This window comes from Bdellovibrio sp. 22V, assembly GCF_030169785.1.
GTDB lineage: Bacteria > Bdellovibrionota > Bdellovibrionia > Bdellovibrionales > Bdellovibrionaceae > Bdellovibrio.
Window position 1 is genome coordinate 2525150 of sequence record NZ_CP125854.1, and the last position, 25089, is coordinate 2550238.

Sequence of the window (25089 nt, forward strand, 5' to 3'; positions counted from 1 at the left end):
CCTGGACGAGCACTTGACAAGACTGAGACATGTCCGCGCATAATAAAGTCATGAGACTTTTCCTCACAGGCTGCGCTTTATATTTAATCAGTCTGCCATCTTGGGCGGGCCCTGCTGCTATGCCCTCGTCTCAAAACGAAACTGCGGATTCTCTTCCCGCACCTCTTCTGCAAATCTCTGAAACCGATGCATTTTCTCGCTATGTTTTTCTTGTCGATAAAGAGCAGCGCAAGCTGACCGTCTTCGAACGCAATGGTGAGAAGATTAAAAAAGTAGACGAGTACCCTGCCGACATCGGTAAAGCCGGTGGAAATAAAACCAAGCGTGACGATCACAAAACGCCGGAGGGCATTTACTTCCTTGAGCAGCGTTTGACTCAGCCGAAAATTCCTTTCAGCTTGTATGGCGCGTTGGCTTTCACAACCAACTACCCGAATCTTTTCGATCAACGCGAAAAGAAAACAGGTTCAGGCATTTGGCTGCATGCGATTCCCGATACAGTTCCTTTGACTCGCGGTTCGCGCGGTTGTGTGGTTGTTCGTAATGAGGTCATCAAAAAACTCGACGACTATATCAAACTTCGTGAAACGCCGATTTTGATTTTTGATCACGTCAATTACTTGTCTAAAGACGAACACGAAAAACGCCGTGTCAGCATGAATGCTTTCGTGGAGTCTTGGCGCCAAGCTTGGGAACAACAAGACATTGAAAAATACATGAACTTCTATGACAAAGACTTCAAAGCTCCCGGCTTTAACTTTGATTCATGGAAAAATCATAAATCGAACTTGAAGAGCAAGTACGAGTACATCAAAGTTCACCTCTCGCAACCTTACATCGTTCAACATAACGATCAGCTGTTGGTGAAAACTTTGCAGCGCTACGAATCTGACAAACACGTCGACTACGGCGTGAAGACAATCTATGCGTTGAAAGCCGGCGACTCTTACAAAATCATTCGTGAAGAGTGGACGCCGTTTAATCAAAAAGAAGTTGCTGCAGCGATCGCTCGCGACAACTCGATGACGGCGCAAGCCAACCAATCTCAACAATAAAAAAAGCCCCGTCATTTCTGACGAGGCTTAGCCGATACATCTTATTTTATTTTAAAAAAATCTTAGTGAGATTCTTCTGTGCTTGTAGAAGCGTTCTTACCGTCGATTGTGAACTTCTCAACGTTGTGAGAAAGATCAGGAAGTTGTTCCAAGTGCTTTTGCCACTCTTCTTTAGAAACTTCACCTACAGTGAGATTTCTCTCAGTCATTCTTTTATCGAATTTCAAATTTTTATTAGCCTGAGCCAAAGACATAGTAAAAGCCCCTTTATAGTTGAAGAATTCTTTATAGCGAATTGGACCGAGGTTGTCCAGTCCTTGAGCAACCCCGACCGGCGCCAAATCGCATTATTTGCATTACATGCTATAGAAGAACTCTTCTTTCACGATTTTGCCGTCCCGGACCGTATAGAGCCCGACTTCCTCGCCCTGCTCCCGCTGTTGGGTGTCTTTATTGACGGTATCGTACTTAAAATGCACGACAAAGCGGTCTCCCAAGGGAAAGGGGCCATGGGCCTCTACGGAGTTGATCTGGTGGTGATCCAGCCACCACTGGTTCTTTTTACGAATCTCATCAATGCCCTTAGCCTGAGATGGAAAATTCGGCATCGACATCGCCTCAATACTGACAATGTCAGGAGAATAAAGCTTCTCCACCGCATCTAAATTCTTACCCTGCTTACAAAACTCAACAAGCTTCTTACCCACTTCAAGAGACGTTTCCATAACAAAGTCCTCCTGAAACCACGGTAACAAAGCCAGGATACCAACAAAATTTATAAACAGTTAATGTGCGAACAATCGTAAAAAACGGTTAACCGGTTCTAAAAACCGCAAATGCAAGGCGCGAGGAGAAAGGCGTACTCCGAGTCTGCCGCCGACGAGCGACGCAGTCAGTTGCGGCTTTTAGGACCGTTAGTTCCAGTACTTTGGGGGTTTGTTGTTTTTTTCGTTATCTACAACGAGGCGAAGGTTACGACCCTTGGATTTGGATTTTTTCTTCCACTCATTGCGGTCAAACCACGATTTGATTTTCAAACACACGTAACCGGAGACAAGGCCGCCCAAGTGCGCCAGATAAGCGACTTCGCCGCCGCTCACACTGGAGGTCATCATCGATGCTAATTGCACAAGCCCCATCAACGCGACAAAGTAGCGAGTCTTCATTGGGAAAAGCATAAAGAAGTAAACGATACGCTCACCAAAGATGATTCCTTGTGCGAGCAAAAGCCCGAAGACCGCACCCGAAGCGCCGATCACAGGAACGATCAAACCTGTTTGTGAGCCCGTAGCCAAAGCGTAAATCCAGACGCCCAAACAGTAAAGAATCGCAGCCCCGATGCCAGAAACGAAGTAATAGATCAGGAAAAATTTCGTGCCCCAGCGTTGCTCAAGCTCGGCGCCGAAGAACCACAACATCAACATGTTGAAAAGAATATGAGTGACCTGCAAAGAGTGCAGGAACATGTAGGTGCCTAGTTGCCAGATCTGAAAATCGAAAAGAACTTTACCCGGGAAAAGACCAAAGATGGACGTAAAAGGCACGCGCAAGAAACCTTCCATGATTACCTGGAAGATAAACCACACAGCCACATTGATGATGAGCAACCACTTCACTGCTGGAGTTAGCGGAGCCGTTTGGAAGGTCATGCCTCTGTTCATTTTTTTAAAATACTCCAAAGCTTCTCGTAGGTCTGCTCGAGACTTTCAACCAAGACCTTAGTCTCAGCGATCAACGGGAAGAAATTAAGGTCGCCGGCCCATCGTGGGATTAAATGATAATGCAAGTGTTCAGGAATGCCCGCCCCGGCGACGGCGCCATGATTCAGTCCCAGGTTGATGCCCCCGGGTTCGTAGACTTCCGTCAGAGCCTTCATCGTCAAACGAATGGTATCCTGCAAATCGCGAAATTCTTCCTCTGACAATTTGAGTAGATCTCCGCAATGTCTTTGCGGCAATACAAGCACATGCCCACTGTTATAAGGAAACTTATTAAGAACAACCATGGAGTGCTTGGTTTTATGCACGCACAAAGTTTCGAATGAAACATCTTCCTTCGCCGCTCGACAAAAAACGCAGCCTTCCGGCTTTATCAGTTTGCGCACATACTTCATCCGGTCAGGACGGAAAAGAACGTCACGCTCCATCGGCCAAACATCTTGAGCGATTTGAATCCGTGCGGCTGAAGAGGCCGAAGCCTTTCCTTTTTTCGCCATCTTCTTCGTCGCTTTTGATTTCGTTTTTTTCTTTACGGCCATTCCCGGCTACTCCCAGTAACCAGGCATCAACAATAAAGGTTGATTCAGGAATTGGGCACGCAAGATAAACTTCATCGCGCCTTCAATATCAGGTCCGAAAGATTTGCCCTTCAGAATATCCGCATACTCTGCAAGACTGTTGACGTCGTCTTCGCGATCGTCAGCACCCAAATCGAAAATGCTCACGCGTTTTTTGGGAACCTCAAAGATGTCGTAATCGTCACCCAGCTTTGCAGTCTCTGCCGCCAACTTCACGGCGTCTTCAAAGAAACCTTCTTGGTCCGCAAAACCCATTTTTACAGCCGTCGCGCCTGTGAAAACACGGCCATCGGCGTACTCTGATACAACGTCTTCTTTGAGATTGCGCTCTTTCATCACAGTCGTTTTAAACTGACCGTACACTTCGTCGATCATCGTTTGAAAAAGAGCTCTTTCATCTTCACGCATCGCTCTGTATTCAGCACCAGAGTCTTTGAATTTTCCGGAAGTGATCGAGAAGCGAGAGATCTTCGCCCACTCGTAAAGTTTTTCGATGTTCGCGAATTCCATGATGACGCCGATCGAACCGATCAGTGCGCCCGGAGCCACCACGATTTTGTCGCAGGCTACAGCGGCATAATAAGCGCCGCTCGCCATGACTCCGGTTGTGACACAGATCACGGGCTTCTTAAGTTCTTCGCGCACGCGCTTGATCTCGTGGAAGATTTCTTGCGAAGGCCCCACCGCCCCGCCTGGAGAATTGATATTGATAAGGATCGCTTTCACCTTATCTTCTTCTCTGTATTTTTTGAGATTTTTAAGGAACTTCTTTCCGTTTAAGATCACGCCATTCATATCCAATTGAAGAATGGTGTTTCTTGCCGTCACTCGTTTTTCAGCATCACCGAAAAAGTCGCCGCCCATTTTGAGCAAAGCCCCAATGCCGACAAAAACGAGAAAAATGATCACTAACTTCTTAAGAAAAGAACCTTTCATATGGCACCTGCACTTGATGAAGAGTCCTAGACCTTAAATGGTAAAAGGACCCAGATTAGGGTCCCTTTTTTAGACTTTACAGTCAATGCCAGGCGCAGAGGACCCCTACCATTGGCACGTAAGTCCTAGAGGCGCCTCAGCAAAAAAAAAGGACCCTTTTCAGGGTCCTTTCTTAAGACATTTCAGTCAGAGTCTAAAAGACAATTACTGCTTGTCAGTTTTTACGTTTTTCAACTGGTCAGCAAACAAGTCACCGAAAGTAGACTTGGAAGTTGCAGTCGCTTTTTTAACGTAATCGTCAACATCCGCTTTTGCTTCACGAAGTTTAACGAGTTTTGCAGACAAACCGATCTTACGAGCGTCTTTGTCGATAGAGATAACTTCAGCTTTTACAGTTTGACCTGGCTTAATGAAGTCTTCAACTGAGTTGATTTTGTCAGTTGTAAGTTCAGAAATGTGGATCAAACCTTCGATATCAGACTCAAGCTCAACGAAAGCACCAAAATCAGCTGTCTTAGTTACTTTAACGTCGTGTTGTGTTCCGATAGCGTATTTGTTCTCGATGTTAGCCCAAGGATCAGATTCAAGTTGTTTGATACCCAAAGAGAATCTTTCGTTCTCGATGTCTACACCTAGAACAACCGCGCGTACTTTTTGACCTTTAGTGAACATTTCACTTGGGTGGTTCACGCGTTTAGTCCAAGAGAAGTCAGAGATGTGAACTAGACCGTCGATGCCTTCTTCGATGCCGATGAAGATACCGAAGTCAGTTACAGACTTCACTTCGCCTTCGATGATTGTTCCTGGAGGATAAGATTCTTTCATCTCAACCCAAGGATTTGCTTGAAGCTGTTTCATACCCAAGCTGATGCGGCGGTTCTCAGTGTCAACCTCAAGAACTACAACTTCAACTTCTTGGTCTACAGCTACGATTTGAGAAGGATGTTTTACACGTTTTGTCCAAGACATTTCAGAAACGTGGATCAAACCTTCGATGCCTTCGCCAAGTTCAACGAATGCGCCGTATTCAGCCAAAGAAACAACTTTTCCTTTAAGCTTAGTGCCTGGAGGATAAGAAGCTTTAACAGATTCCCAAGGATCAGAAGTCAATTGCTTCATGCCCAAAGAAACGCGTTCTTTTTCTTTGTCGTATTTAAGAACTTTAACTTGGATTTCGTCGCCAACATTCAACATTTCTGATGGATGTTTTACGCGGCCCCAAGACATGTCTGTGATGTGCAACAAACCGTCCATGCCACCAAGGTCGATGAATGCTCCGTAGTCAGTGATGTTTTTAACAACACCAGTAACGATAGAACCTTCCGCCATAGTGTCCAAAGTTTGTGAACGGAGACTGTCACGTTCTTCTTCAAGAAGCGCACGGCGAGAAAGAACGATGTTGCCACGTTTCTTGTTGAATTTGATAACTTTGAATTTGAACTTTTTGCCAAGGTATACGTCCATGTTGCGAACAGGGCGTAGATCGATTTGAGATCCAGGCAAGAATGCTTTAACGCCGATATCAACGCTCAAGCCGCCTTTAACTTTAGCAACAACAGTACCTTCGATAACTTCTTCGTTCTCAGCTGCTTTAGAGATATCAGTCCATGCGCGAAGCATGTCAGCTTTGTCTTTAGAAAGAACGATCATACCGTTTTCATTTTCGATACGGTCGATAAGAACTTCTACTTTGTCTCCAGCTTTCACTTCACGAACGCCGTCAACAATACGGAATTCATTGATCGCGATCAAACCTTCAGACTTGTAGTTAATGTCTACTAGAACATAGTCAGATTGAACTTCTACTACAGTACCAGTGACAACGTCGCCGACTTTGAAGTCTTGCTCTTTCATGGAAGCTTCGAATAGATTTTCGAAATCTCCTTTGTCTGCTTTTGCACTCAAGATGCCAGGATTTGCAGGAACTTTAGAGTCTTCCGCATCCAAGAAAGCTAGAACTTTCTGTTTTTCAAGCTCGGCTTTGTTTAATTGTTTCGTCATATCGTTTTTTTAAAACCTCCCACGTAGTAAGTTCTCCTGGAACCTACCCGTTACCTTTCTTCACCTCTTTGGGCGAATCACTGGTTTAGCGAGCTAAGGGGGCGAAAGTCAAAGGTTTTACGCATGGCGCCGACAGCTCCTTTGAAAGCCTTCAACGGAGGGGCGTCAAAACGAACCTATTTGATTTGAGGCAAGGATTCACTCTTTTCACTGACAAGTCTGGGATTCTTCAAAAGCATTATCCCGCGGCGGAGGGATCTATGCGTGGCCTTGGAATCGGAGCTTTCCTACTCTTACTGCCCCTCATTTCAGGGGCGCGTCCCATCTATCACAAAGAAATCACGTCGGCCTTGCGCTTTCTTGAAGCCTATCAAACAACAGGGGACGACGGCTACGACGTCGGCCAGTGGCGCGCGCGTGTGACGTCCTACGTGCCGAGTGCGATTGGCGTCGGCAAATTCAACGTGCCCTTCGAAGAACCCACCGCTTTTGTCGCCTCTTCCGTCGCGAATGTTTTGGCAGAGATTTATTTTCTTGATGATCGTTACGATCGCATCCCCGCGATGATTGCACGCACCGTAGACGGTTATCAAAAATATTATTGGGGAAGTTTGTTCAACTTTTATCCTCCCGCGCGCTTTAAAGGAGTCAAAGTCCGCCAGCCCCGCTACATGTACTTAGCGCCGCAGTGGAAAGGTTTCGCGAACATTCCGCCGGACGCCGATACGACTTCTGTTGCTTACACGACTCTGCACTACTTGCAAAAAATCAAAGGTCAAACACCGGCCGAGCTCCCCGCACAAGTGCTTAATGCTTTTTCGTCCGCCCGCGATTTGCACCGAGCGCCTCATGTTTACAACGCTGCTCAAGGGCATTTTCAAACGGGCGCCTTTCTAACGTGGCTTTGGGACGAAAAAAATCCTGCGATGCCACGAAATATTTTTGCAGCTCCTCATCGCGGCACACGCATTCCATTTAATTTTAATGACGTGGATTGTGTCGTGAATGCGAATGTCGTGAAACTTCTGACGGCGGCGGGGAAAACTTCCGGCCCCGGCTATCGCGCCGCTTGCGATCATCTCAATCGCGTGGTCCGACAAAAACAGTTTTATTTTTGCGGAATGTACTATCCCAGCTACTATGCACTTCCCTACACCATCGCCACGGCTCTTGACGGCGGCGCCTCCTGTTTAGAGTCCGCGCAAGAACGAGTGCTTAATTTTATCATTGCGAAACAACATCGCGACGGCTCGTGGCGAAACAGTTTCTTGGCAAGACCAGATTATATTCAATCCACCGCATGGGCTTTGAACACATTGATGATCTTGGGCGATCCTGAGAATGAACTGCATCGCAAGCGCATCCGTCGCGGCCTGCGTTTTTTATTGTCACAAGCAGAGCGTGACTCTTCAGGACGTCTTTATTGGCCCGGCCAGGTTTTTTATGCCGCCACCTTTATTGCGCGCTATCCGGTCGTATGGCGATCTACATCCTACACCACCGCATTAGCCGCGAAAGCTTTGTTGATGGCAGATCGGTTTCTCGAATAGCAAAATAGCCATGAACAGTTTGTCAGCCTGCACGCAGACGTCGTTGCACAAACATTTCTTTGCAAAACAAAATTAGCTAGGCCCCTATAAACACAGTGATATTATAGAGAGCGTGAGCTTAGCCCATTCTTATCACTCAGAACTTGTGATTCTTTCAATATTGGTGGCGACATTCGCGGCCTATGTGGCTCTTGATATCGTGTTACGAATTAAAGAAACCCTGGGTAGCGGAATGAAGACGTGGCTCTTTGCCGGCGCCGTAGCCATGGGGCTGGGAATCTGGAGCATGCACTTCGTCGGTATGCTTGCCATGGATATGATGGGAATGACCGTCGGTTATGATCTCCCGCTGTCCGTGCTTTCCGTTCTTGTGGCGATTGGAGCTTCAGGTCTCGCTTTTTATATTGTAAGCCGTCCTTCCGTTTCGTTTTTTTCCATTGTGATCGGCGGTCTTATGATGTCCGTCGCGATTTCAGGAATGCACTATATTGGTATGGCGTCGATGCGCATGCCGGCCCGAATTGAATGGAACTATGGTTTGATTGCCCTTTCGGTGCTGATTGCTGCGTTCGCCTCGTTTGCGGCTCTGGGCGTGTCTTTGCGTTTTCGCACCACGCGCCGTACGACACGACTGCACGTCTTTGCCAGTCTGCTTATGGGATTGGCGGTCTCTGGCATGCATTACACTGGCATGGCGGCGGCCACTTTTGTGCACGACCATGATTCTCGCTTGCAAGATGATGTGATGTTATTAGGTACACGGGCGCTTGCTTACGCGGTGTTTGGCACCACCTTCCTGATTTTAGTCGTCGCTTTGGCGGCATCTATTTTTGATCGGATTCTGGTGCGGCAATCCAAAAAGGCCGACGAAGAAATTCGCATTCGCGAAGCGCAATTGCGGGAGGCTCAAGCGATCGCTCACGTCGGCAGTTGGGAATGGAATCTTGAGGACGAGAGCATTTCAATGTCGGATGAGATGTACGACATTTTAAAACTTCCCAAAAATCTGGAAACACTTTCCGTAGAGCTGATTCTGCAACCGACAGAGAATTCCGATCGGGAAAGACTGCGCGCCGCGATTTCCGAATCCATTAAAAAGAATCAACCGGTGAATATTGATCACCGCCTGTCATTCCCCGACGGTACTTCAAAATATGTGCAAACGCGCGGCAAGGCCCAATACGATAGCGATGGCAAAGCACTGAAACTTTTAGGCACAACTCAAGATATCACCGAACGAAAAAGAATCGAAGAAGAGCTGCGCCAGGCGCAAATGGAACTTGAAAAACGCGTGCGCGAAAGAACAGCGGAGCTGGAGCTGTCTTTAAAGCGCGAAAAAAAAGCGAAAGAAATGGCCGAAGCGGCAACACACGCAAAAATGAACTTCCTGGCCAACATGAGCCACGAGATCCGCACGCCGATGAATGCCATTCTGGGATTTGCCGATCTTTTGGCTAACGAAAAAATGACCGAGGAGCAAAAAGAATATCTGGCGCGCATTCAGGACAACGGAACGCAGCTTTTACGCATCATCGACGACATTCTGGATTTGTCTAAGTTTGAAGCCGGCAAAGTGCCGATAGAAAAAGCACTGTTTTCATATTCGGACTTGCTGGATGAGGTGGTCAGCTCTTTGTCGCTGTTGGCTCAGAAAAAAGGCATGCTTATTCAGGTCGATTATCAAAGTGAAATTCCCGAACTCGTTTGTTCAGACCCCGTTCGTGTCCGACAAATCCTTGTGAACCTTTTAAGTAACGCCATTAAATTTTCTGAAAAAGGTCCCATCCGCATTCGCGTCAGCTCAGAGCATCTTGAAGACAAAAATAAAATTCAAACCGAAGTGGAGGATTTAGGAATCGGCATCTCGGAAGAAGGACAGAAAAAACTTTTTCAGGCTTTCGGACAAGCCGATACTTCGATCGTGCGAAAGTTTGGCGGCACAGGACTGGGGCTGGCCCTTTCACGCCATATCTCACGCGCCATGGGCGGAGATCTTGTTCTGTTGCACAGCCAAGAAGGCAAAGGCAGTACGTTTCTTTTCACGCTCTTAAGTGACGATGAAGAGCACTTAAAAGGCGTGCTTCGCCAAACGAAAGAGGAAGAAAAGGCATCCCAACAGCGTACGGTGACTCTTCAGGACTTCCAGGGAAAAACGCGCCGAATTCTTTTGGCGGAAGACACACCTGACAATCAATTGCTGATTCGCCGTTATTTAAAGTCAGACACTTTTAAAATCGACTCGGCTAACGACGGTTACGAAGCTCTCGACAAAGCTTTGCATGAAGATTTCGATGTCATTTTGATGGACGTGCAGATGCCGGGCATGGACGGCTTAGAAGCCACCAAACAGCTGCGCGCGCAAGGATATCAAAAACCGATCATCGCCTTGACGGCTCACGCGCTGCCTGAAGAAATTGAAAAGTCGATCGAAGCGGGATGCAACGCTCATCTCACAAAGCCTGTCAGCCGCTCCGAACTTCTGCGCGCGATCGATGACGTTTTAAAGTAAAAAAACATTCCCTTGTTAACTTTTATTGCATTTTACTTTTTTGGCAGAACCTCTTTGCCAAGACTTCTTTAGAGACTTACTCTTTATCAATGTCAGGTATCGTCGTTTTCTTAATTCTCTTTCCGTTCTTGGCGAAAGCACAAACTCTGCAAGTGGGAATGTCCGATGTGGCGCCTTTTGCTTATGAAGAACAAGGGCAGATCAAAGGCATTCACTACGATCTCTTTTCTCAACTCGCCAAAGAGTCCGGTCTGCACTTTGAATATACAATTTACCCGCATGCCCGCATGGTCAACGCCATGGCGACTTCAAGCCCCGATCTTGCGATATTCTTTTCAGTGACGTGTTTGAAGTACAAACAACACTACGAGATCCAGGAAAAACTTTACACATCCACGCCTAAAATTTATTTGAAGGACTCCGTGGATATTAAAAAACACAATTTACGAATCGGTCGGTTGCGCGGCACCTGTACCGATCTTATCAGTCAGTATGTAAAACCGGAGATGCTCACTGAGGTCACAACTATGGAACAGGCCATTGAAATGCTGAAATCCAATCGGCTTCAGGGTGTCTGTGGATTGGTATCGGTGATTGATTTCTATAAAGAGAAAGCTCAGTACTCAGAAAAACTCGTCGCCTATCACAGCAATAACAAGCCCTTAGAGGCTGTTATCTGCCGTAAGAAAAGTCTGCCCGAAGAAACTAAAAAGAAATTGGAAGCGGCTGCAAAGAAACTTAAAAAAGTGCACCTTGCAGAATAAAAAGACGCTTAGATTTTGCCTTTAACGAATTCAACGACTTTATCGACGACCTGAGTAAGGTTCATTGTCGTTGTATCCACGACAAACGCATCCTCTGGAACGGCCATGGGCGCGACCTTTCGAGTAGAATCTTGGTGATCGCGCTTTTGTTGTGCTTTCACCATGTCTTCATGCTCAAGACCCAGCTCCGCAGCACGGCGAGCCGCACGATGTTCACTGGAAGCCGTCAAATAAACTTTCGCTTCCGCTTGAGGAAACACGACGGTTCCGCAGTCACGGCCTTCCGCCACCAAACCTTGCGGACCATTGGAGCAATCTCTTTGTTTGTCGAGAAGAGCTTTGCGAACTTCAGGGTAATGACTCACCTTGCTTGCAAAATTGCCGACATCTTCATGAGCGATCAAATCTGTGACGTCTTGATCTTTGAAGAACACGCGCGTGCGCTCTTCATCCATGCGCACACTCCACACCGGATTGTGAGTTAATTCCGTCAACGCTTTGACGTCATCAAGGTCGATTTGCAATTGAAGAGCAGCGAATGCCAAGCCACGATAGAAAGCACCTGTAGAAACCCAATTCCAGCCCAAACGACGAGCCAATTCGCGACTCACCGAAGATTTTCCAGAGGCCGCAGGCCCGTCTATCGTAATGACCATTCCCATATATCTCCAAACCAAACTAAAGAGGTGGAATCTCTTTCAGAACCTCAGCGAGGGCCTGCAGAGCCGCCTCATTTTCGTGCTCCAACCCTACACTCAAACGCAGATGCGTCTTGAACCCATAGTTCAATAGCGGTCTCATAATAATACCGCGACGTAACAAGGCTTCATTCACCTTGGCGGCGTCACGGAGGGTGTCAAACATGACAAAATTCCCTTGAGATGGAATGTAAGGCAGGCCTAATTCTTCTAACTTCTTGTAGAAGTAATCAAGCCCTTTCCAGCAAATCTGCTGCGAACGCTCAATAAATTCTTTATCTTGCAGAGCCGCATTTGCAGCCACTTGCGCTAAATCGTTGACATTAAAAGGTTTGCGCACGCGGTTAAAGACTTCCACCACCTCCGGCGGAGCAATCATAGCGCCCAAGCGGAAACCCGCCAAACCATAGATCTTCGAGAAAGTGCGCAGAACGATCAGATTCTTATATTTATTGATGTATTTTTGCGCAGAAACATACTGCGGATCGCGCACGAATTCATTGTAAGCTTCGTCGAAAACGATCATCACATCGTCGCGATTCCCCACTTTTTCAAAGAACGCTTCCATCTCGTCTTTCGTTGCGAAAGTCCCCGTAGGATTGTTCGGATTCGACACGAAAATAAGACGGATATTTTGTTCAGGATGCGCGAAAAAATAATCCGCGATCTTTGGTAAATCGAAACGATAATCTTTCGTCAAAGGCACACGCAAAATCGCCGCACGATTGGCCTGCGCGCTGACTTCATAGGCATTGAAGGCCGCGACGGAAGTTAAAACGCCCTCTTTCGGCTCACAAAAAATGCGAGTCAACAAATCAATCAGCTCATCACTTCCGTTGCCAATCGCCAATTGTTTGGTCGGAAACCCCCACTCTTTGGAAATCGTCTGCAAAAGTTCATAGTGAGAAGGATCCGGATAAAGATTTTGGCGCGCCAAAGCTTCTTTGACCGCGGCCATCGCTTTCGGGCTAGGACCTAAAGGATTTTCATTACTTGCAAGTTTATAAACTGTTGTGAGTCCGTACTCGCGTTGTGTTTCTGAAATCGGCTTACCAGGTTTGTAGGGAACCAGGTTCAGAATTTCGGGAGAAATCTTCACTTTAGAATCCTTTTCTTAGGGGGATTATTTTGCTATACCTGTGCGACTAGCTTTAACATATTCCAGTGTAATTTCAATAGAGAGCGTTTAAAAATGCAAAACCGTTTCTTGTTAGGCGTGAGTGTCGGAGAATCCTTCGCTGAATACTCGTTCCTGTCAGGCTCAGAGCCCATTTCGCAAAAAAGGGTCTACCTTTCCCGCGAAAATTTAAAACAATCGTTACAACAATTTGTATCGCAGCACGCAGATAAAAAGCTCGAGCACGTTTTCGTCAGCCTGCGCCTTCCTAAAAAACTTTTGAGTTTTCAATTAAGCGGCGCGGTTGCGCACGTCACGACGGAAGGCTTCGAACACTGGTTGAGTCTCTCTGGAAATACGACATTTCCTTTGACCAATAAAGATCTGCTTTTTGCCGTGCGCGAGCGCACTCTGGCTGACGGCACCGTGGAAATTCCTGTCGAAACAGCGGATCTCGAAGCGATTGCCGCGAAGTTGCAAATGATGGACTGTAAAAAAGTCTGTCTTCACTTCCTGCACTCCTCGACACAACCTGAGAATGCGCTTAAGGCGCAACAAGTCTTGAGTGAAAAAGGTTTGGAAGTTTTTATTCCGGAAAAAACAGACAATCCCGATGAAGTGTCACGCTGGAATAAAAACGCCTTGAACGCCACTGTTTCCAGTGTTTTTAGCGAACGCAAGGCCGAGATTCTTTCCGCCCTCGAAGGTGTCGCGAAAGAAAATATTCATTTCATCGACTCTCAAGGACAGCTGTTTCAAGAAGAACCGAGCCGCCAGATTGGCAGCTTGTTTTCAGCTTCGACTTCTTTAGGCTTGGCTCTGGCCAACAAAAAGAAGGCCGATGTTTTGTATTTGGGTTTGGAAAACTTCTGGCTAATTTCCGGCGATCAATGGGAAACAAAGTGGAACAGTTCATGGGGTTCCGTTGAAATGCCGCATCTGCGTGTTCAGGAACTCGGCATCCAACCGACCTTGGGCATTAGTTTGAATGACTTCCACCGCTTTGATTTTTCAAAACAACAAGAAGGCTGGGAGCCAGGTCCGATGCTTTTAGGTCGCGGGCAAAAACTCACGCTCTTGGATCTTTGGTCGGAAAATACGAAGCTCACAAAACTGCACGGTTTGGAGGATCGTTTTTCCGCACAAGGTATTCAGCGTTTTAAAAATGCCCTTTTGGCTCTTTCCAAAGTCAGCCAAAGTCGCAATACCGACATCAATCATGTTACGAAGGAATTGCAAAGCCTCGCCTTTCAAAGATTGGCGATGGAAGCGGCTCTGCACCGTCGTAAAGAAAAAATGTTTGTCACGGGCCCCTTGGTATCCGTGTTTGCTAACGCGTTTAAAAAAGATCCGCACTCTATCATCGATACGAACGAATTTAGTGAATCCCAAGCCGTCGCGCTTTGTGGGTGGACCGCTTTGCAGGAGAATGCATGAGTTACCAAATCGAACTTTTTCACTCTCTTTTAAATGACTTTCTTGACGGCGAATCCGCTCTTCTGACTTTGGATGGCGATGTCTTGGGCGTGCGCGGCTCACAGGCCGTCAGCTTCGGCACTTTGACAACAGCCGCATCCACGGCATCAAAGTATTTGAAGCTGCAAGAAGGCGACATCGTTCTTTTGAACGATCCTTACAGCGGTGGCAGCATTCTTTGCGACATGACTTTCGTGATGGCGGTTTCCGAGGATCTTTTGTGGGTCACTCGCCGTTCATTGGGTTCCTCTGTTAAATTGGCGAAATCAATCGAAGAAGAAGGCTTGCGTATTCCGCCGACGCCTTTGCGCCAAAAAAATCAACTCAATGAAATGATTTTGTCGGCGATGTCGGCGCATCCCGCCTGCCCGGCGCACTTCGTGCCTTGGCTTAAAGAGCAATGTGCGGATTTAACTTTGAAAGCGAAAAAACTTGTCGAAGCCATCGAATACACCGGTTTCACAATCACGGCCGAATTGATTGCGGAGTATTTGGAACTTTCCCGTCAGTCGGCAACACAAAAGATCGGCGAAAAAGCGTCGGGCGAAGCGCGCGTTGACGTGGTTTTAGATAGCGGCGAACTCTTGCGCTTGAATTTGGAAATTCATGATGGCCGCGTGTCCATGGACTTCAGTGGCACAACCAGCGCAAAAACAGTCTCTCTGACCGAGTCCGCAACATATGGGGCTTGTTTTCACGCGATCAGCCGTTTTTACGGATTCACGCACTTTGCCAACACAGGATCTTTTTCAATTCTCCAGATCACAAAACCGACAGGTTGTTGGCTTGTAGGAAAATATCCGGCACCAAGTTTTAAAGGCATGACGTGCGGAGTGGCTGCTCTGAATACTGCCATCGAGCTCGCGTTAACCCAGATCCATCAAAAACAAGAAAAAGCTCTTTCCAGTTACTGCCCGTTGCACTTCGATTTGCAGCATGAAGGCAAAAATACTTTTCTGACTTTGCCTGGCGGCGAAGGCGCTACGTCGGCGCACGACGGAGAGTGTGCGCACGTCAGTTCTTTTTCTGTGGAACAATTGGAAAGAAACTTCCCCGTGAAAGTGCAACGTGTGGATTTGCGCCAGTCTGCGGGCGGCAAAGGCAAATTCAACGGTGGACGTGGTGTTGTTTTAAAAATGGAAGTCCGCGAGCCTGTGCAAGCTTCTTGGTTGACTGATTTGACGTTGCACCGCCCTCGCCTTCCCAAAAATTGTTCACAAGGGGATGCTTGCGAAGTCACGATGGAACATCAGGGGACTCACAAAAATCTTCCCGTTTTGGGCCAACAGAACTTCGTGGCAGGAGACGTTTTAACACTTTGCTCAGGTTCCGGCGGTGGTTTCGGCCGTGCCGAATAACAGTCGCCTCTAGCGGCAAACAGCAAAACTTGTTATGCTAATGAAATGAAACGTCTCTTTAGCTGGCTTTTTGCTTTTATCGTCATGGCGTCTTTGAGCTCTCACGCGAAGTCCGTGAAGAAGAAAGGATCTTCTATGAATACAAAAACAGAAATCGCTTATTTGGCTGGTGGTTGTTTTTGGGGAATGGAAGATCTTTTGCGTAAGATTCCCGGAGTTGTCGGCACCGAAGTCGGTTACATGGGAGGAGACACTCCCAATGCGAACTACAACATCGTAAAAACCGGGACGACCAATCACGCCGAATCCGTGAAAATCACTTTTGATCCGAGCAAATTGTCGTACGAAGAGTTGCTTGTGCATTTTTTTAAAATTCACGATCCAACAACAAGCAATCGTCAGGGCAACGACGTTGGAACGCAATATCGCAGCGCTATCTTTTACACGACTCCCCAACAAAAAGAAGACGCGGAACGCATGATCGTTCGTGTGGACAAATCAGGTGCTTGGAAAAAACCTGTTGTCACTCAAGTGGTCAAGGCTGGCGAATTCTGGAAGGCCGAAGAGTTCCATCAGGATTATTTACAAAAGAATCCTGGCGGTTACACGTGCCACTATGAAAGAAATCTCCAGTTCTAGAAATCTAGGTTACAACTCGGTAAAGCTCGGCTTTCCTCGTGCAACTTGTCTTTAGGCAAAGTATTCGCTTCGTTAGTTATGAGTGGAAGGGGGGGCCATGAAACTCGTGATGATGAAGCTTTTGCTTTATGCTCTTGTGACTTTGTCCGCATTACTTTCCAATCAAGTTCGCGCAGAGACGTTGTCGTTTCGTTCGGATTACTGGTGTCCTTACGTTTGCGAACCCGATTCTTCGCGTCCAGGCTACATGATTGAAATTCTTCGCGCCGTTTTTGAAAAACACGGACACAAAGTCGAATTCAAATTAAGCAATTGGGTCCGCGCGATCAAAGACACTCGCTCGAACCGCGTTCATGGTTTGATTTCGGCGAGCCAATCGGATGCACCTGATTTCATTTATCCGCGCAAGTCCTTAGGTGTGATGAAGGCCGCTTACTTCACTAAGAAATCATCTTCATGGACTTATAAAGGCCGCCATTCTTTGCACGGTCGACGCATTGGCGTAATCAACGGTTACACCTATGGCAACAGCATTGATACATTGGTAAAAAGCCGTCACAAATCCTTCATTCCTTTTTCTGGCGAGCGTCCGCTGGAACAAATATTGAAAATGCTCGATACGGGCCGCTTGGATGCCTTCGTAGAAAATCCGGTCGCTCTGCACTTTTATTTGATGGAGCACAAACGCGATGTCGATGATTTGCGTGTCGGCGGATGGGTGATCGGTGAAGATCCGTATTTATATGTGGGTTTTGCTCCCACCAACCCGAAATCCGCAGAGTATGCTGAGATCCTGAGTGGCGGGATAGATTCTCTTCGTCGCAGCGGGGAACTGCGGCGCATTTTAGAAAAGTATAATTTGGAAGATTGGGAAGTGAACCGAAAAATGGCGGCCCTAAGAGCTTTGGATGATTTTAGCTCCCGTCTCCTCCAAAGCCCGCTTGATCTTCTCGACATGTTCAATGCTCGAAGTCTCTAAGACAAAATCAATTCGCGTTTCACGAAGCGAAAGACCTTTGGAAACGCGGTCGTGACGAACTTCCAAAATATTCGCTTTTTGTCCCGCAATCGCTTGCGTCAGCTTGCTGAGATTTCCCGGCAAATCATCCACGATCACAGACAACTCACAAAGACGACCGCGCAGAATTTGCCCGCGATCGATAATTTTTGAAACGATATTCAAATCGATGTTGCCGCCGCTGATAATAATACAGGTCTTTTTGCCAAGATCGAGTCCGCGCGACATTGCTGCCGCCATGGCTGCGGCTCCAGAGCCTTCTGCAACGGTTTTCGCCCGCTCCATCAAGAAGACGATAGCTTCGGCGATTTCATCATCACTCACTGTCACGATTTCATCGACGTATTTAGAAATAAAATTATCGCACATCACTGCCGAAGGATTTTTAATCGCGATCCCGTCGGCAATTGTCGGACTTCTTTTAATCGCGGTCAGCGGCTCCTTCTTGAAAAGATGCGCCATCCCCGGAGAGCGGTCACTCTGCACGCCAATCACGCGGATTTTCGGGTTGATTGATTTCACAGCCAAAGAGATACCGCTGATCAGGCCGCCACCGCCAATCGGCACGATCACAGAATCCAGATCTTGCACTTTTTCGAGAATTTCAATGCCGATCGTGCCTTGTCCTGCAATCACATAAGGATCTTGATAAGGATGTACGAACGTGTAGCCGTGTTCTTTTTCAAGTTTTTGCGCGTATTCGAAAGCTTCATCGTAGATCTCGCCTTTGAGAACGACTTGCGCTCCGTAAGCGCGAGTCGCAGAGGCTTTACTGATGGAAGCGTTTTCCGGCATGACGATGGTGGCTTTGACTCCCGCTAATGTCGCAGACAATGCCACACCTTGAGCATGATTTCCTGCGGAGCTGGCAACAACGCCGCGGGATTTTTCTTCAGCTGTCAGATTGGAAATCTTATTGTAAGCACCCCGGAATTTAAAACTTCCTGTGCGCTGGGTGTTTTCAAACTTAAAGTACACTTCGCTGTTGAGCAGTTTGCTCGCGCTGATGGAATGGCTCATTTCCGTCTGGCAGATAATATCTTTAATAAGTTCGCGAGCTTTTTGGATGTCTGCAAAGGTGACTTTCATTTTCACTAATCCCAGTAAACCGTTAGTCCCCAAACCGGAGGGTACTCCTTATGAGGCAACCGAGTCTCTTCGTCATCAGGTGGATGTCTCGGCGGGGTCATTCCCATCGCCCTACTCTCGTCGAAAAAATAAAAGGGTGCAAGATGCTTTCCGCAAGACTGGCAGGATGTCACAAGAGATCCCTCCGCCGAGTTCACGGTGCCACACTTGTGGCAGATGCGAAAATGAGTTTTGCGATCCATAGGCAGCTCCCTCTGTCCATCCAGACGTTTCGGTCTTTTGTACCGGAAACTAGAGTTTGTTGACTCTATGTGTTATTGATTCAGAAAGAGGCTCGGTCTTTTCAGAAAGCCCATCTCCTTTTTGTATCGCCGTTAGACAAATTCGTGAAAAAACGCTACTTTATGAAGCACTGTTTTGCGAAAGGGCATACATGGAAACGACATTGGTCAAATCACTATTTCGAGACACCGAAAAATTCCTCGATAAAGAAGTTTTCTTAAGCGGTTGGGTTCGTAAGATCCGCGACCAAAAGAATTTCGGCTTCATTGAGTTGAATGACGGTTCATTCTTTAAAGGCGTGCAGGTGGTTTTTGATACGAATATGTCGAACTTTGCCGACGTTGCAAAACTGACGATCTCAAGTTCGGTTTACGTCACAGGAAAAGTCGTGAAGTCGCAAGGAGCTGGACAAAGTTTCGAAGTGATGGCGACAAAAATCGAGATCGTGCAAAAAGCAGATCCGGAATATCCTCTGCAAAACAAGCGGCACAGCTTTGAGTTTTTGCGCGAGATCGCACATCTTCGTTCACGCACAAATACATTCTCTGCAGTTTTCCGCGTGCGCTCGGTTTTGGCTTATGCGATTCACAAGTTCTTCCAAGATCAAGGTTTCGTCTACGTTCATACTCCGATCATCACGGGCTCTGATGCCGAAGGCGCCGGGGAAATGTTCCGTGTAACGACGTTGAAACTGGATAAACCTCCGCGCAAAGAAGATGGCAGCATCGACACCAGCCAGGATTTCTTTGGTAAAGAGACGAACCTCACAGTGAGCGGTCAGTTGAACGGTGAAACATTCTGTTCTGCTTTCAGAAACATCTACACATTCGGTCCTACCTTCCGCGCCGAAAACTCCAACACTTCAAGACACGCGGCAGAGTTCTGGATGATCGAGCCAGAAATTGCTTTCGCGGATCTTGGCGCCAACATGGAACTTGGCGAAGCGATGATCAAATACATCATCCGCTACGTCATGGAAAACTGCCCTGAAGAGATGGAGTTCTTCAACCAATTCATCGAAAAAGGTTTGTTCGATAAATTGAACAACGTTTTGAACAACGAGTTCGGTCGCGTGACTTACACAGAAGCCATCGACATCTTGAAAAAATCCGGCAAGAAATTCGAATACCCTGTTGAGTGGGGCATCGACATGCAATCCGAACACGAAAGATACCTGGCCGAAGAACACTTCAAAAAACCGGTATTCGTGACGGACTATCCAAAAGAAATCAAAGCTTTCTACATGAAGCTCAACCCGGATCAAAAAACGGTGCGTGCGATGGACCTTTTAGCTCCAGGCATCGGCGAGATTATCGGCGGCTCTCAGCGTGAAGATAATTTGGAACTTCTTGAGAAGCGCATGAGCGAAGTTGGATTGCATCCTGCAGATTATGCTTTCTATATGGACCTGCGCCGTTACGGCAGCTTCCCTCACTCCGGTTTCGGTTTGGGCTTTGAGCGTATGATGATGTACCTCACGGGCATGACAAATATTCGTGACGTCATTCCGTTCCCTAGAACGCCTAAGAACGCATTGTTCTAGTCCAAGGACTAGTTTCCAGACTCCTAGCCTCTCTTTTAGGACGATAACTCCGAAGAGAGGTTTAGGAGTATCAATTTGAAATTGTTGATTCGTTTCACCCGCATTTTAGTCGCTCTGAGTTTGTTCGGCAGCTCTGCGTTTGCGCAGCTTCCGACAGACCTCAATGAACTTGTACTTACGGGCGACCTTTACGGCCGTAAAACAGTCGATTTCAGAAAAAAAGCCAAAAATATTCAGTCCCTGATTCCAGAAGGTTCCGAAGGAAAAGTTCTTGAAACACGCAAACTCAGCCGCACAGGTTCTTACGGTATTCGTATTCGTTTAACCAAAGTGAACGGCACGCGCGGTAAATTGACTCCAAAAGAAGGCGACGAAACCTGGGTTTACTTCTCGCAAAAAGATCCTTGGCTGACATTTAAAGATAAAGAAGGGTCCGAAGTACAAGACCCTGAAATCGCTCTCACCTCGCGTGCAAAACGTGATGGTGAGGGTCTGCCTATCGAAGGAACCGAACAAGCTCCGCATCTTCCGACGAAGGAAGAAGTTCTGCGCGAGCAGAAGCCCGAGAAACCTGAAAAGACAGAACAAGATCCGAACCTCGCGAAGAACCCGGATCCAACAAAAACCGAGGGTGGCTTCTGTGCGGAGTGTTCAGCAAAACAAGCTCCGACTGTTGAGGAAAAAAATCGCGAAGACTTGAACAAAGTAAAACAAGCATTCGCCGGAATTCCCAAAGACAACAAATGGGCCAATGATCCTTTGATTGCACGCTACTCGACTTCGAAAGAAGTTGAAAAAGCGATCAAGTACGGAATGAGAAACAAAGAAGTTCGTTCAAAAAAACTTTGTTATCGCTACGTCAAAAGGGCCTTGCTTGGCGGTGACTTGGTCGACGACTATCTTCCGGGTTCCAAAGCTCGTTATGGCGTCGGCGATTTAAAACGTCGTGGTTTCAAAAATCTTTTGGAAGATCCAAAATACAAACGAATGATTAAAAGTCCCGTGGACGCTCCGAAAGGCGCGATCCTGATTTATCGCAACACTCGTGACCGCAACCATGCAGGCCATGCCGAGATCAAAACGGACTGGGGTCGCAGTGGTGGTTATGTGAGTGACTTCTATCGTAAAGCGACGAGCAATCTCTACAACCGTGAGCTTATTGGTGTGATGATTAAGGAGAATCCATGAAACTGATGTCTCTACTCACCGCTCTTGTATTTGTTTTTTCTTCTGTGGCGGCGCAAGCGGCGACGCTCGAGGAATTGCAAAAGAAACTTCAGGCTTACAGCGCGGAAGATCTTAAAGCTCCGAAAGCGAAAGACGATGAAGCCGTGTCTGAAAAGACAACGGAGATGCTAAAAACAATCGAAGACACTGTGGACCTTGCAACGAAGGGCAAAGAAAAAGTCTCTGCGGATGTTTTGCAGCAACTCGCTCGCGTCGCGATTCTCACGTTTGAAGCAGACCCTTCCCTGGCAGCAGCCGAACTTCTTTTACCTCTCTACAAAAAAGAGAAAAAAGCTTTCGACAAAGCCATGCGCACATTGCCATCCAAAGACAACAAATCCCTCAAAGACGCATTAAAAGATGCTGACCGAGAAGACGAAGAAGGAAACGGCTAAACGTACCCGCTTCCCTTTTCGCACCAAAGGAACAGGGTTCCTTTTATTTCTAAAGGTACCTGGTACCTATTAGACGGAAGCGATTTCGATGAAGGATTTTGCTTCTAAGGAAGCTCCGCCGACGAGGAAGCCGTTGACGTGCGGTTGCTTGATAAGGCCGGCGGCGTTGTCTGGCTTTACACTGCCACCGTAAAGGATCGGCGTTGAACCGTAGCCCAATTTTGTAAGAATCGAGTGAACATCTGTGTGCGTTTCCGCCACTTGTTCCGGTGTTGCAACTCTTCCCGTTCCGATCGCCCATACCGGTTCGTAAGCAACGACAAGAGGTTTTGATTTGTCAGCCTTCGCAAGACCCAAGTGAAGTTGCGTTTCCAGAACGCGGAATGTTTGTGCGCCTTCACGCTCTTCCAAAGTTTCGCCAATACAAAGCATCGGAGTTAAACCCAAGTTTTGTGCGAAAGCGACTTTCTCGGCGATCATCGCGTCGTTTTCCGCAAAAATCTTACGGCGTTCGCTGTGACCGATAAGAACGTAAGTACCGCCCAACTCTTTCACAACTTGTGCAGAGTTTTCACCAGTAAAGGCACCGGAGGCTTGGAAATAACAATTCTGTGCGCCCCACTTGATATTTGAACCTTGCAAAGAAATGCTCGCGGCTTCCAAAGAGATTGCAGACGGAAAAAACACCAACTCTCCTGTGGCTTTGCCGCTCATTTCTTTGAACTGAGCGAAAAACTCACGCGTTTCTTTTGGTGATTTAAAAAGTTTCCAGTTGGCTGCAAAAATCTTTTTCATTCGAGAACCTCAAAGAAGATGGGAAAAAGGTCCCTGGTACCTTTTTCCCTTCAGGAATTAGCGTTTGGAGCGAAGAATCTCAAGACCCGGAAGTTTATCGCCTTGGAGATATTCCAAAGAAGCGCCACCGCCCGTTGAGATATGAGTCATCTTGTCAGCGTAACCGGAGGCTTCCGCAGCTGCTGCAGAGTCACCGCCACCGACGATTTTTACAGCATTGCTTTCAGCGATGGCTTTCGCGACACCGAAAGTTCCTTTTGCAAAAGCCGGAGTTTCGAAAACGCCCATAGGGCCATTCCAGAAAATCGTGCCCGCCTCACGCAAAGCCGTCGAATAATTCTGAAGAGTCTTTGGTCCGATATCGACAGCCAACTCGTCTTCAGGAATCGCAACGTCTTTTGTCAGATGCGCGTTCGCTGTATCAGAAATCGATTTTGTTACCAAGTGATCCACTGGCAAAAGAATGGTCTTATTGCGAGCTTCAATACGCTCGATCATTTCTTTCGCGTACTTCAACTTGTCATTTTCCACCAAAGATTTTCCAACCGGAAGACCTTGTGCTTTTTGGAAAGTGTAAGCCATCGCACCACCGATGATGAAGCCGTCAACAACGTCCATCAATCTTTCAATCACGGCAATCTTGTCAGAAACCTTGGCACCACCCATCACCGCCAAGTAAGGGCGTTTTGGATTTTGCAAAAGAGAATCCAACATATTGATTTCTTTTTCGATCAAGAAACCAATGCCTTTGTCTTTCATCACTGAAGGCAAAGCATGAATCGTCGCATGCGCACGGTGAGAAGCACCGAATGCATCGTTGATATAGATATCAGAGTAGCTTGCGATTTTTTGCGCGAACTCCACAGAGTCTTTTGTCTCCCCTTCTTCAAAACGGACGTTTTCAAGAAGGATCAACTGATTCTTTTTCAAAGATTGCAGCAAAGCACGAGGAGCGTCTGAATCCGGTTCTTCAACCAAGATCACTTCGGCGCTCAAAAGTTCCTGCAAGCGTTTCGCAACCGGCTCTAAAGAAAATTCTTTATCGTCTTTTGTTTTTGGACGGCCCAAGTGCGAAGCCATAACAAGCTTGGCGCCCTTTTCCATGCAGTACTTGATCGTCGGCAAAGACGCCGTGATGCGGTTTTCATCCGTGATCTTGCCGTTTTCCATCGGGACATTCAGATCCAAACGAAGGAAAACAACTTTTCCGTCCAATTCAAAATCACGAACCGTTTTAATACCCTTCAAACCATTTGCCATATATATCCTTTACTACTTCAGCTCCGGCGCCCGTCGACGCCACCACTCTATGGACTCTCGTCCTAGAGACCTTTCTTCGCCATGTGAAGAGCGACGTCAACCATGCGGTTTGAGAAGCCTGTTTCGTTGTCGTACCAAGAAAGAACTTTCACCATGCGCGGACCGACAACCATTGTGGAAGCAAGATCTACGATTGAAGAGTAGGGGCTGCCGTTGAAGTCGACGCTGACAAGTTCGTTTTTCTCGACAGCCAAGACACCTTTCAAAGCACCTTGAGAAGCTGCGATCAAAGCCTCGTTCACAGATTCTTTCGTCACATCTTTTTTCGCCGTGAAAGTGAAATCCACCAAAGACACATTTGGAGTCGGCACACGTACGGAGATGCCGTCAATGCGACCTTTCAACTCTGGCAAGACAAGGCCGACGTTTTTCGCGGCACCTGTCGTTGTCGGGATCATGCTCACAGCCGCGGCACGAGCACGGCGCAAGTCTTTGTGAGGAGCATCCAAGATTTTTTGGTCATTCGTGTAAGAGTGAACCGTCATCATTGTTCCGTGTTCAATACCGAATGTCTCGTTCAAAACTTTCGCCAAAGGCGCCAAGCAGTTTGTCGTGCAAGACGCATTGGAAACAACTTGGTGCTTGGATGGATCGTAAGCTTCGTGATTGATACCGTACACCATTGTGATGTCAGCACCTTTTTCAGCAGGGCCAGAAACCAAAACGCGTTTCGCGCCGGCAGAGATATGTTGCATGAAATCCGCTTTGTCTTTGAAAGCGCCTGTGCACTCAAGAACGATGTCTACGCCCAAGTCCTTCCAAGGAACTTCCGCCGGATTGCGCGTTTTTGAAACTGCGATTTTTTTACCGTTAACAACAAGGTTGTGACCTTCAGTAGAAACGTCGGCATTGAATACGCCGTGAGCAGAGTCGTACTTAAGCAAGTGAGCATCACCTTCGATGCTGTCCAAAGAGTTAATTCCGACGATGTCGAGTTTTTCAAAACCCGCGCGGAAAAGAACGCGACCAATACGACCAAAACCGTTGATACCAACACGCAACTTAGACATGAGTGAGCTCC

The 25089-nt window shown here is 47.2% G+C and carries 23 protein-coding genes; 11 read left to right on the forward strand and 12 right to left on the reverse strand.

The genetic code is table 11. The features are described from left to right. Positions 1-50 precede the first annotated feature (50 nt). The gene (locus QJS83_RS12235; protein ID WP_284605176.1) at positions 51-1055 is read left to right on the forward strand and encodes a L,D-transpeptidase family protein; all 1005 of its coding nucleotides are present in this window, start codon (positions 51-53) and stop codon (positions 1053-1055) included. Between the two features lie 62 nt (positions 1056-1117). Here the strand turns inward: QJS83_RS12235 and QJS83_RS12240 are convergent, their stop codons facing one another. From QJS83_RS12240 to QJS83_RS12265, 6 genes are all read right to left on the reverse strand, one after another. Next, entirely contained in the window at positions 1118-1309 is a 192-nt protein-coding gene (locus tag QJS83_RS12240; protein WP_284605178.1) for a hypothetical protein, read from the reverse strand. Between the two features lie 102 nt (positions 1310-1411). After that, complete coding sequence (locus QJS83_RS12245; RefSeq protein ID WP_284605179.1) at positions 1412-1780, reverse strand: nuclear transport factor 2 family protein; 369 nt, start codon at positions 1778-1780, stop codon at positions 1412-1414. A 189-nt stretch (positions 1781-1969) separates the two neighbouring features. Next, positions 1970-2716, reverse strand: a complete 747-nt coding sequence (locus QJS83_RS12250) for a rhomboid family intramembrane serine protease (RefSeq protein ID WP_284605180.1) — start codon at positions 2714-2716, stop codon at positions 1970-1972. Then, the gene (locus QJS83_RS12255) at positions 2713-3312 is read right to left on the reverse strand and encodes an HIT family protein (protein WP_284605181.1); all 600 of its coding nucleotides are present in this window, start codon (positions 3310-3312) and stop codon (positions 2713-2715) included. Before QJS83_RS12255 ends, QJS83_RS12250 begins: the two co-directional genes overlap by 4 nt. A 6-nt stretch (positions 3313-3318) precedes the next feature. Continuing rightward, positions 3319-4287 carry a signal peptide peptidase SppA gene (gene sppA / locus QJS83_RS12260; RefSeq protein WP_284605182.1) on the reverse strand — a complete coding sequence of 323 codons (969 nt, stop codon included), beginning with the start codon at positions 4285-4287 and terminating at the stop codon, positions 3319-3321. A gap of 204 nt (positions 4288-4491) precedes the next feature. Continuing rightward, positions 4492-6288, reverse strand: coding sequence for a 30S ribosomal protein S1 (locus tag QJS83_RS12265; RefSeq protein WP_284605183.1), 1797 nt, complete (start codon positions 6286-6288; stop codon positions 4492-4494). Positions 6289-6548: 260 nt separating this feature from the next. Between QJS83_RS12265 and QJS83_RS12270 the strand changes: the two genes are divergently transcribed. From QJS83_RS12270 to QJS83_RS12280, 3 genes are all read left to right on the forward strand, one after another. After that, on the forward strand, positions 6549-7838 hold the full coding sequence (locus QJS83_RS12270; protein WP_284605184.1) for a prenyltransferase/squalene oxidase repeat-containing protein: 1290 nt from the start codon (positions 6549-6551) through the stop codon (positions 7836-7838). Positions 7839-7950: 112 nt separating this feature from the next. After that, a complete protein-coding gene (locus QJS83_RS12275; protein ID WP_284605185.1) occupies positions 7951-10347 on the forward strand; it encodes an MHYT domain-containing protein in 2397 nt (798 codons plus the stop codon). Between the two features lie 89 nt (positions 10348-10436). Next, on the forward strand, positions 10437-11111 hold the full coding sequence (locus tag QJS83_RS12280; RefSeq protein ID WP_284605186.1) for a substrate-binding periplasmic protein: 675 nt from the start codon (positions 10437-10439) through the stop codon (positions 11109-11111). Positions 11112-11119: 8 nt separating this feature from the next. Here QJS83_RS12280 and cmk read toward each other — a convergent pair whose 3' ends face one another. Further along, positions 11120-11773: a (d)CMP kinase gene (gene cmk / locus QJS83_RS12285; RefSeq protein WP_284605187.1), complete on the reverse strand. Its 654-nt coding sequence runs from the start codon at positions 11771-11773 to the stop codon at positions 11120-11122. A 16-nt stretch (positions 11774-11789) separates the two neighbouring features. Continuing rightward, positions 11790-12908: a histidinol-phosphate transaminase gene (gene hisC, locus QJS83_RS12290; RefSeq protein WP_284605188.1), complete on the reverse strand. Its 1119-nt coding sequence runs from the start codon at positions 12906-12908 to the stop codon at positions 11790-11792. A 93-nt stretch (positions 12909-13001) separates the two neighbouring features. Between hisC and QJS83_RS12295 the strand changes: the two genes are divergently transcribed. The 4 genes from QJS83_RS12295 (at position 13002) to QJS83_RS12310 (ending at position 17378) form a co-directional block, all read left to right on the forward strand. Next, positions 13002-14363, forward strand: a complete 1362-nt coding sequence (locus tag QJS83_RS12295; RefSeq protein ID WP_284605189.1) for a hydantoinase/oxoprolinase N-terminal domain-containing protein — start codon at positions 13002-13004, stop codon at positions 14361-14363. Then, the gene (locus tag QJS83_RS12300) at positions 14360-15760 is read left to right on the forward strand and encodes a hydantoinase B/oxoprolinase family protein (RefSeq protein WP_284605190.1); all 1401 of its coding nucleotides are present in this window, start codon (positions 14360-14362) and stop codon (positions 15758-15760) included. Before QJS83_RS12295 ends, QJS83_RS12300 begins: the two co-directional genes overlap by 4 nt. A gap of 45 nt (positions 15761-15805) precedes the next feature. Continuing rightward, positions 15806-16399, forward strand: a complete 594-nt coding sequence (gene msrA, locus QJS83_RS12305; RefSeq protein ID WP_284605191.1) for a peptide-methionine (S)-S-oxide reductase MsrA — start codon at positions 15806-15808, stop codon at positions 16397-16399. Positions 16400-16496: 97 nt separating this feature from the next. Further along, a complete protein-coding gene (locus tag QJS83_RS12310; RefSeq protein ID WP_284605192.1) occupies positions 16497-17378 on the forward strand; it encodes a substrate-binding periplasmic protein in 882 nt (293 codons plus the stop codon). Here the strand turns inward: QJS83_RS12310 and ilvA are convergent. Beyond that, positions 17295-18506, reverse strand: a complete 1212-nt coding sequence (gene ilvA, locus QJS83_RS12315; protein WP_284605193.1) for a threonine ammonia-lyase — start codon at positions 18504-18506, stop codon at positions 17295-17297. The two genes, QJS83_RS12310 and ilvA, sit on opposite strands and share 84 nt — an antisense overlap. Positions 18507-18939: 433 nt before the next feature. Between ilvA and asnS the strand changes: the two genes are divergently transcribed. The 3 genes from asnS to QJS83_RS12330 all read left to right on the forward strand — a co-directional run bounded on the left by asnS (position 18940) and on the right by QJS83_RS12330 (position 21953). After that, complete coding sequence (asnS, locus tag QJS83_RS12320) at positions 18940-20331, forward strand: asparagine--tRNA ligase (RefSeq protein WP_284605194.1); 1392 nt, start codon at positions 18940-18942, stop codon at positions 20329-20331. A 75-nt stretch (positions 20332-20406) separates the two neighbouring features. Then, entirely contained in the window at positions 20407-21519 is a 1113-nt protein-coding gene (locus tag QJS83_RS12325) for a hypothetical protein (protein ID WP_284605195.1), read from the forward strand. Continuing rightward, complete coding sequence (locus QJS83_RS12330) at positions 21516-21953, forward strand: hypothetical protein (protein WP_284605196.1); 438 nt, start codon at positions 21516-21518, stop codon at positions 21951-21953. The genes QJS83_RS12325 and QJS83_RS12330 overlap by 4 nt, the downstream gene beginning before the upstream one ends. Positions 21954-22022: 69 nt before the next feature. On the opposite strand, the gene tpiA is transcribed toward QJS83_RS12330, so the two are convergent. The 3 genes from tpiA to gap all read right to left on the reverse strand — a co-directional run bounded on the left by tpiA (position 22023) and on the right by gap (position 25078). Continuing rightward, positions 22023-22748, reverse strand: a complete 726-nt coding sequence (gene tpiA, locus QJS83_RS12335) for a triose-phosphate isomerase (protein WP_284605197.1) — start codon at positions 22746-22748, stop codon at positions 22023-22025. Positions 22749-22805: 57 nt separating this feature from the next. Then, the gene (locus QJS83_RS12340) at positions 22806-24008 is read right to left on the reverse strand and encodes a phosphoglycerate kinase (RefSeq protein ID WP_284605198.1); all 1203 of its coding nucleotides are present in this window, start codon (positions 24006-24008) and stop codon (positions 22806-22808) included. Positions 24009-24070: 62 nt separating this feature from the next. Beyond that, on the reverse strand, positions 24071-25078 hold the full coding sequence (gene gap, locus QJS83_RS12345) for a type I glyceraldehyde-3-phosphate dehydrogenase (protein WP_284605200.1): 1008 nt from the start codon (positions 25076-25078) through the stop codon (positions 24071-24073). Positions 25079-25089 lie beyond the last annotated feature (11 nt).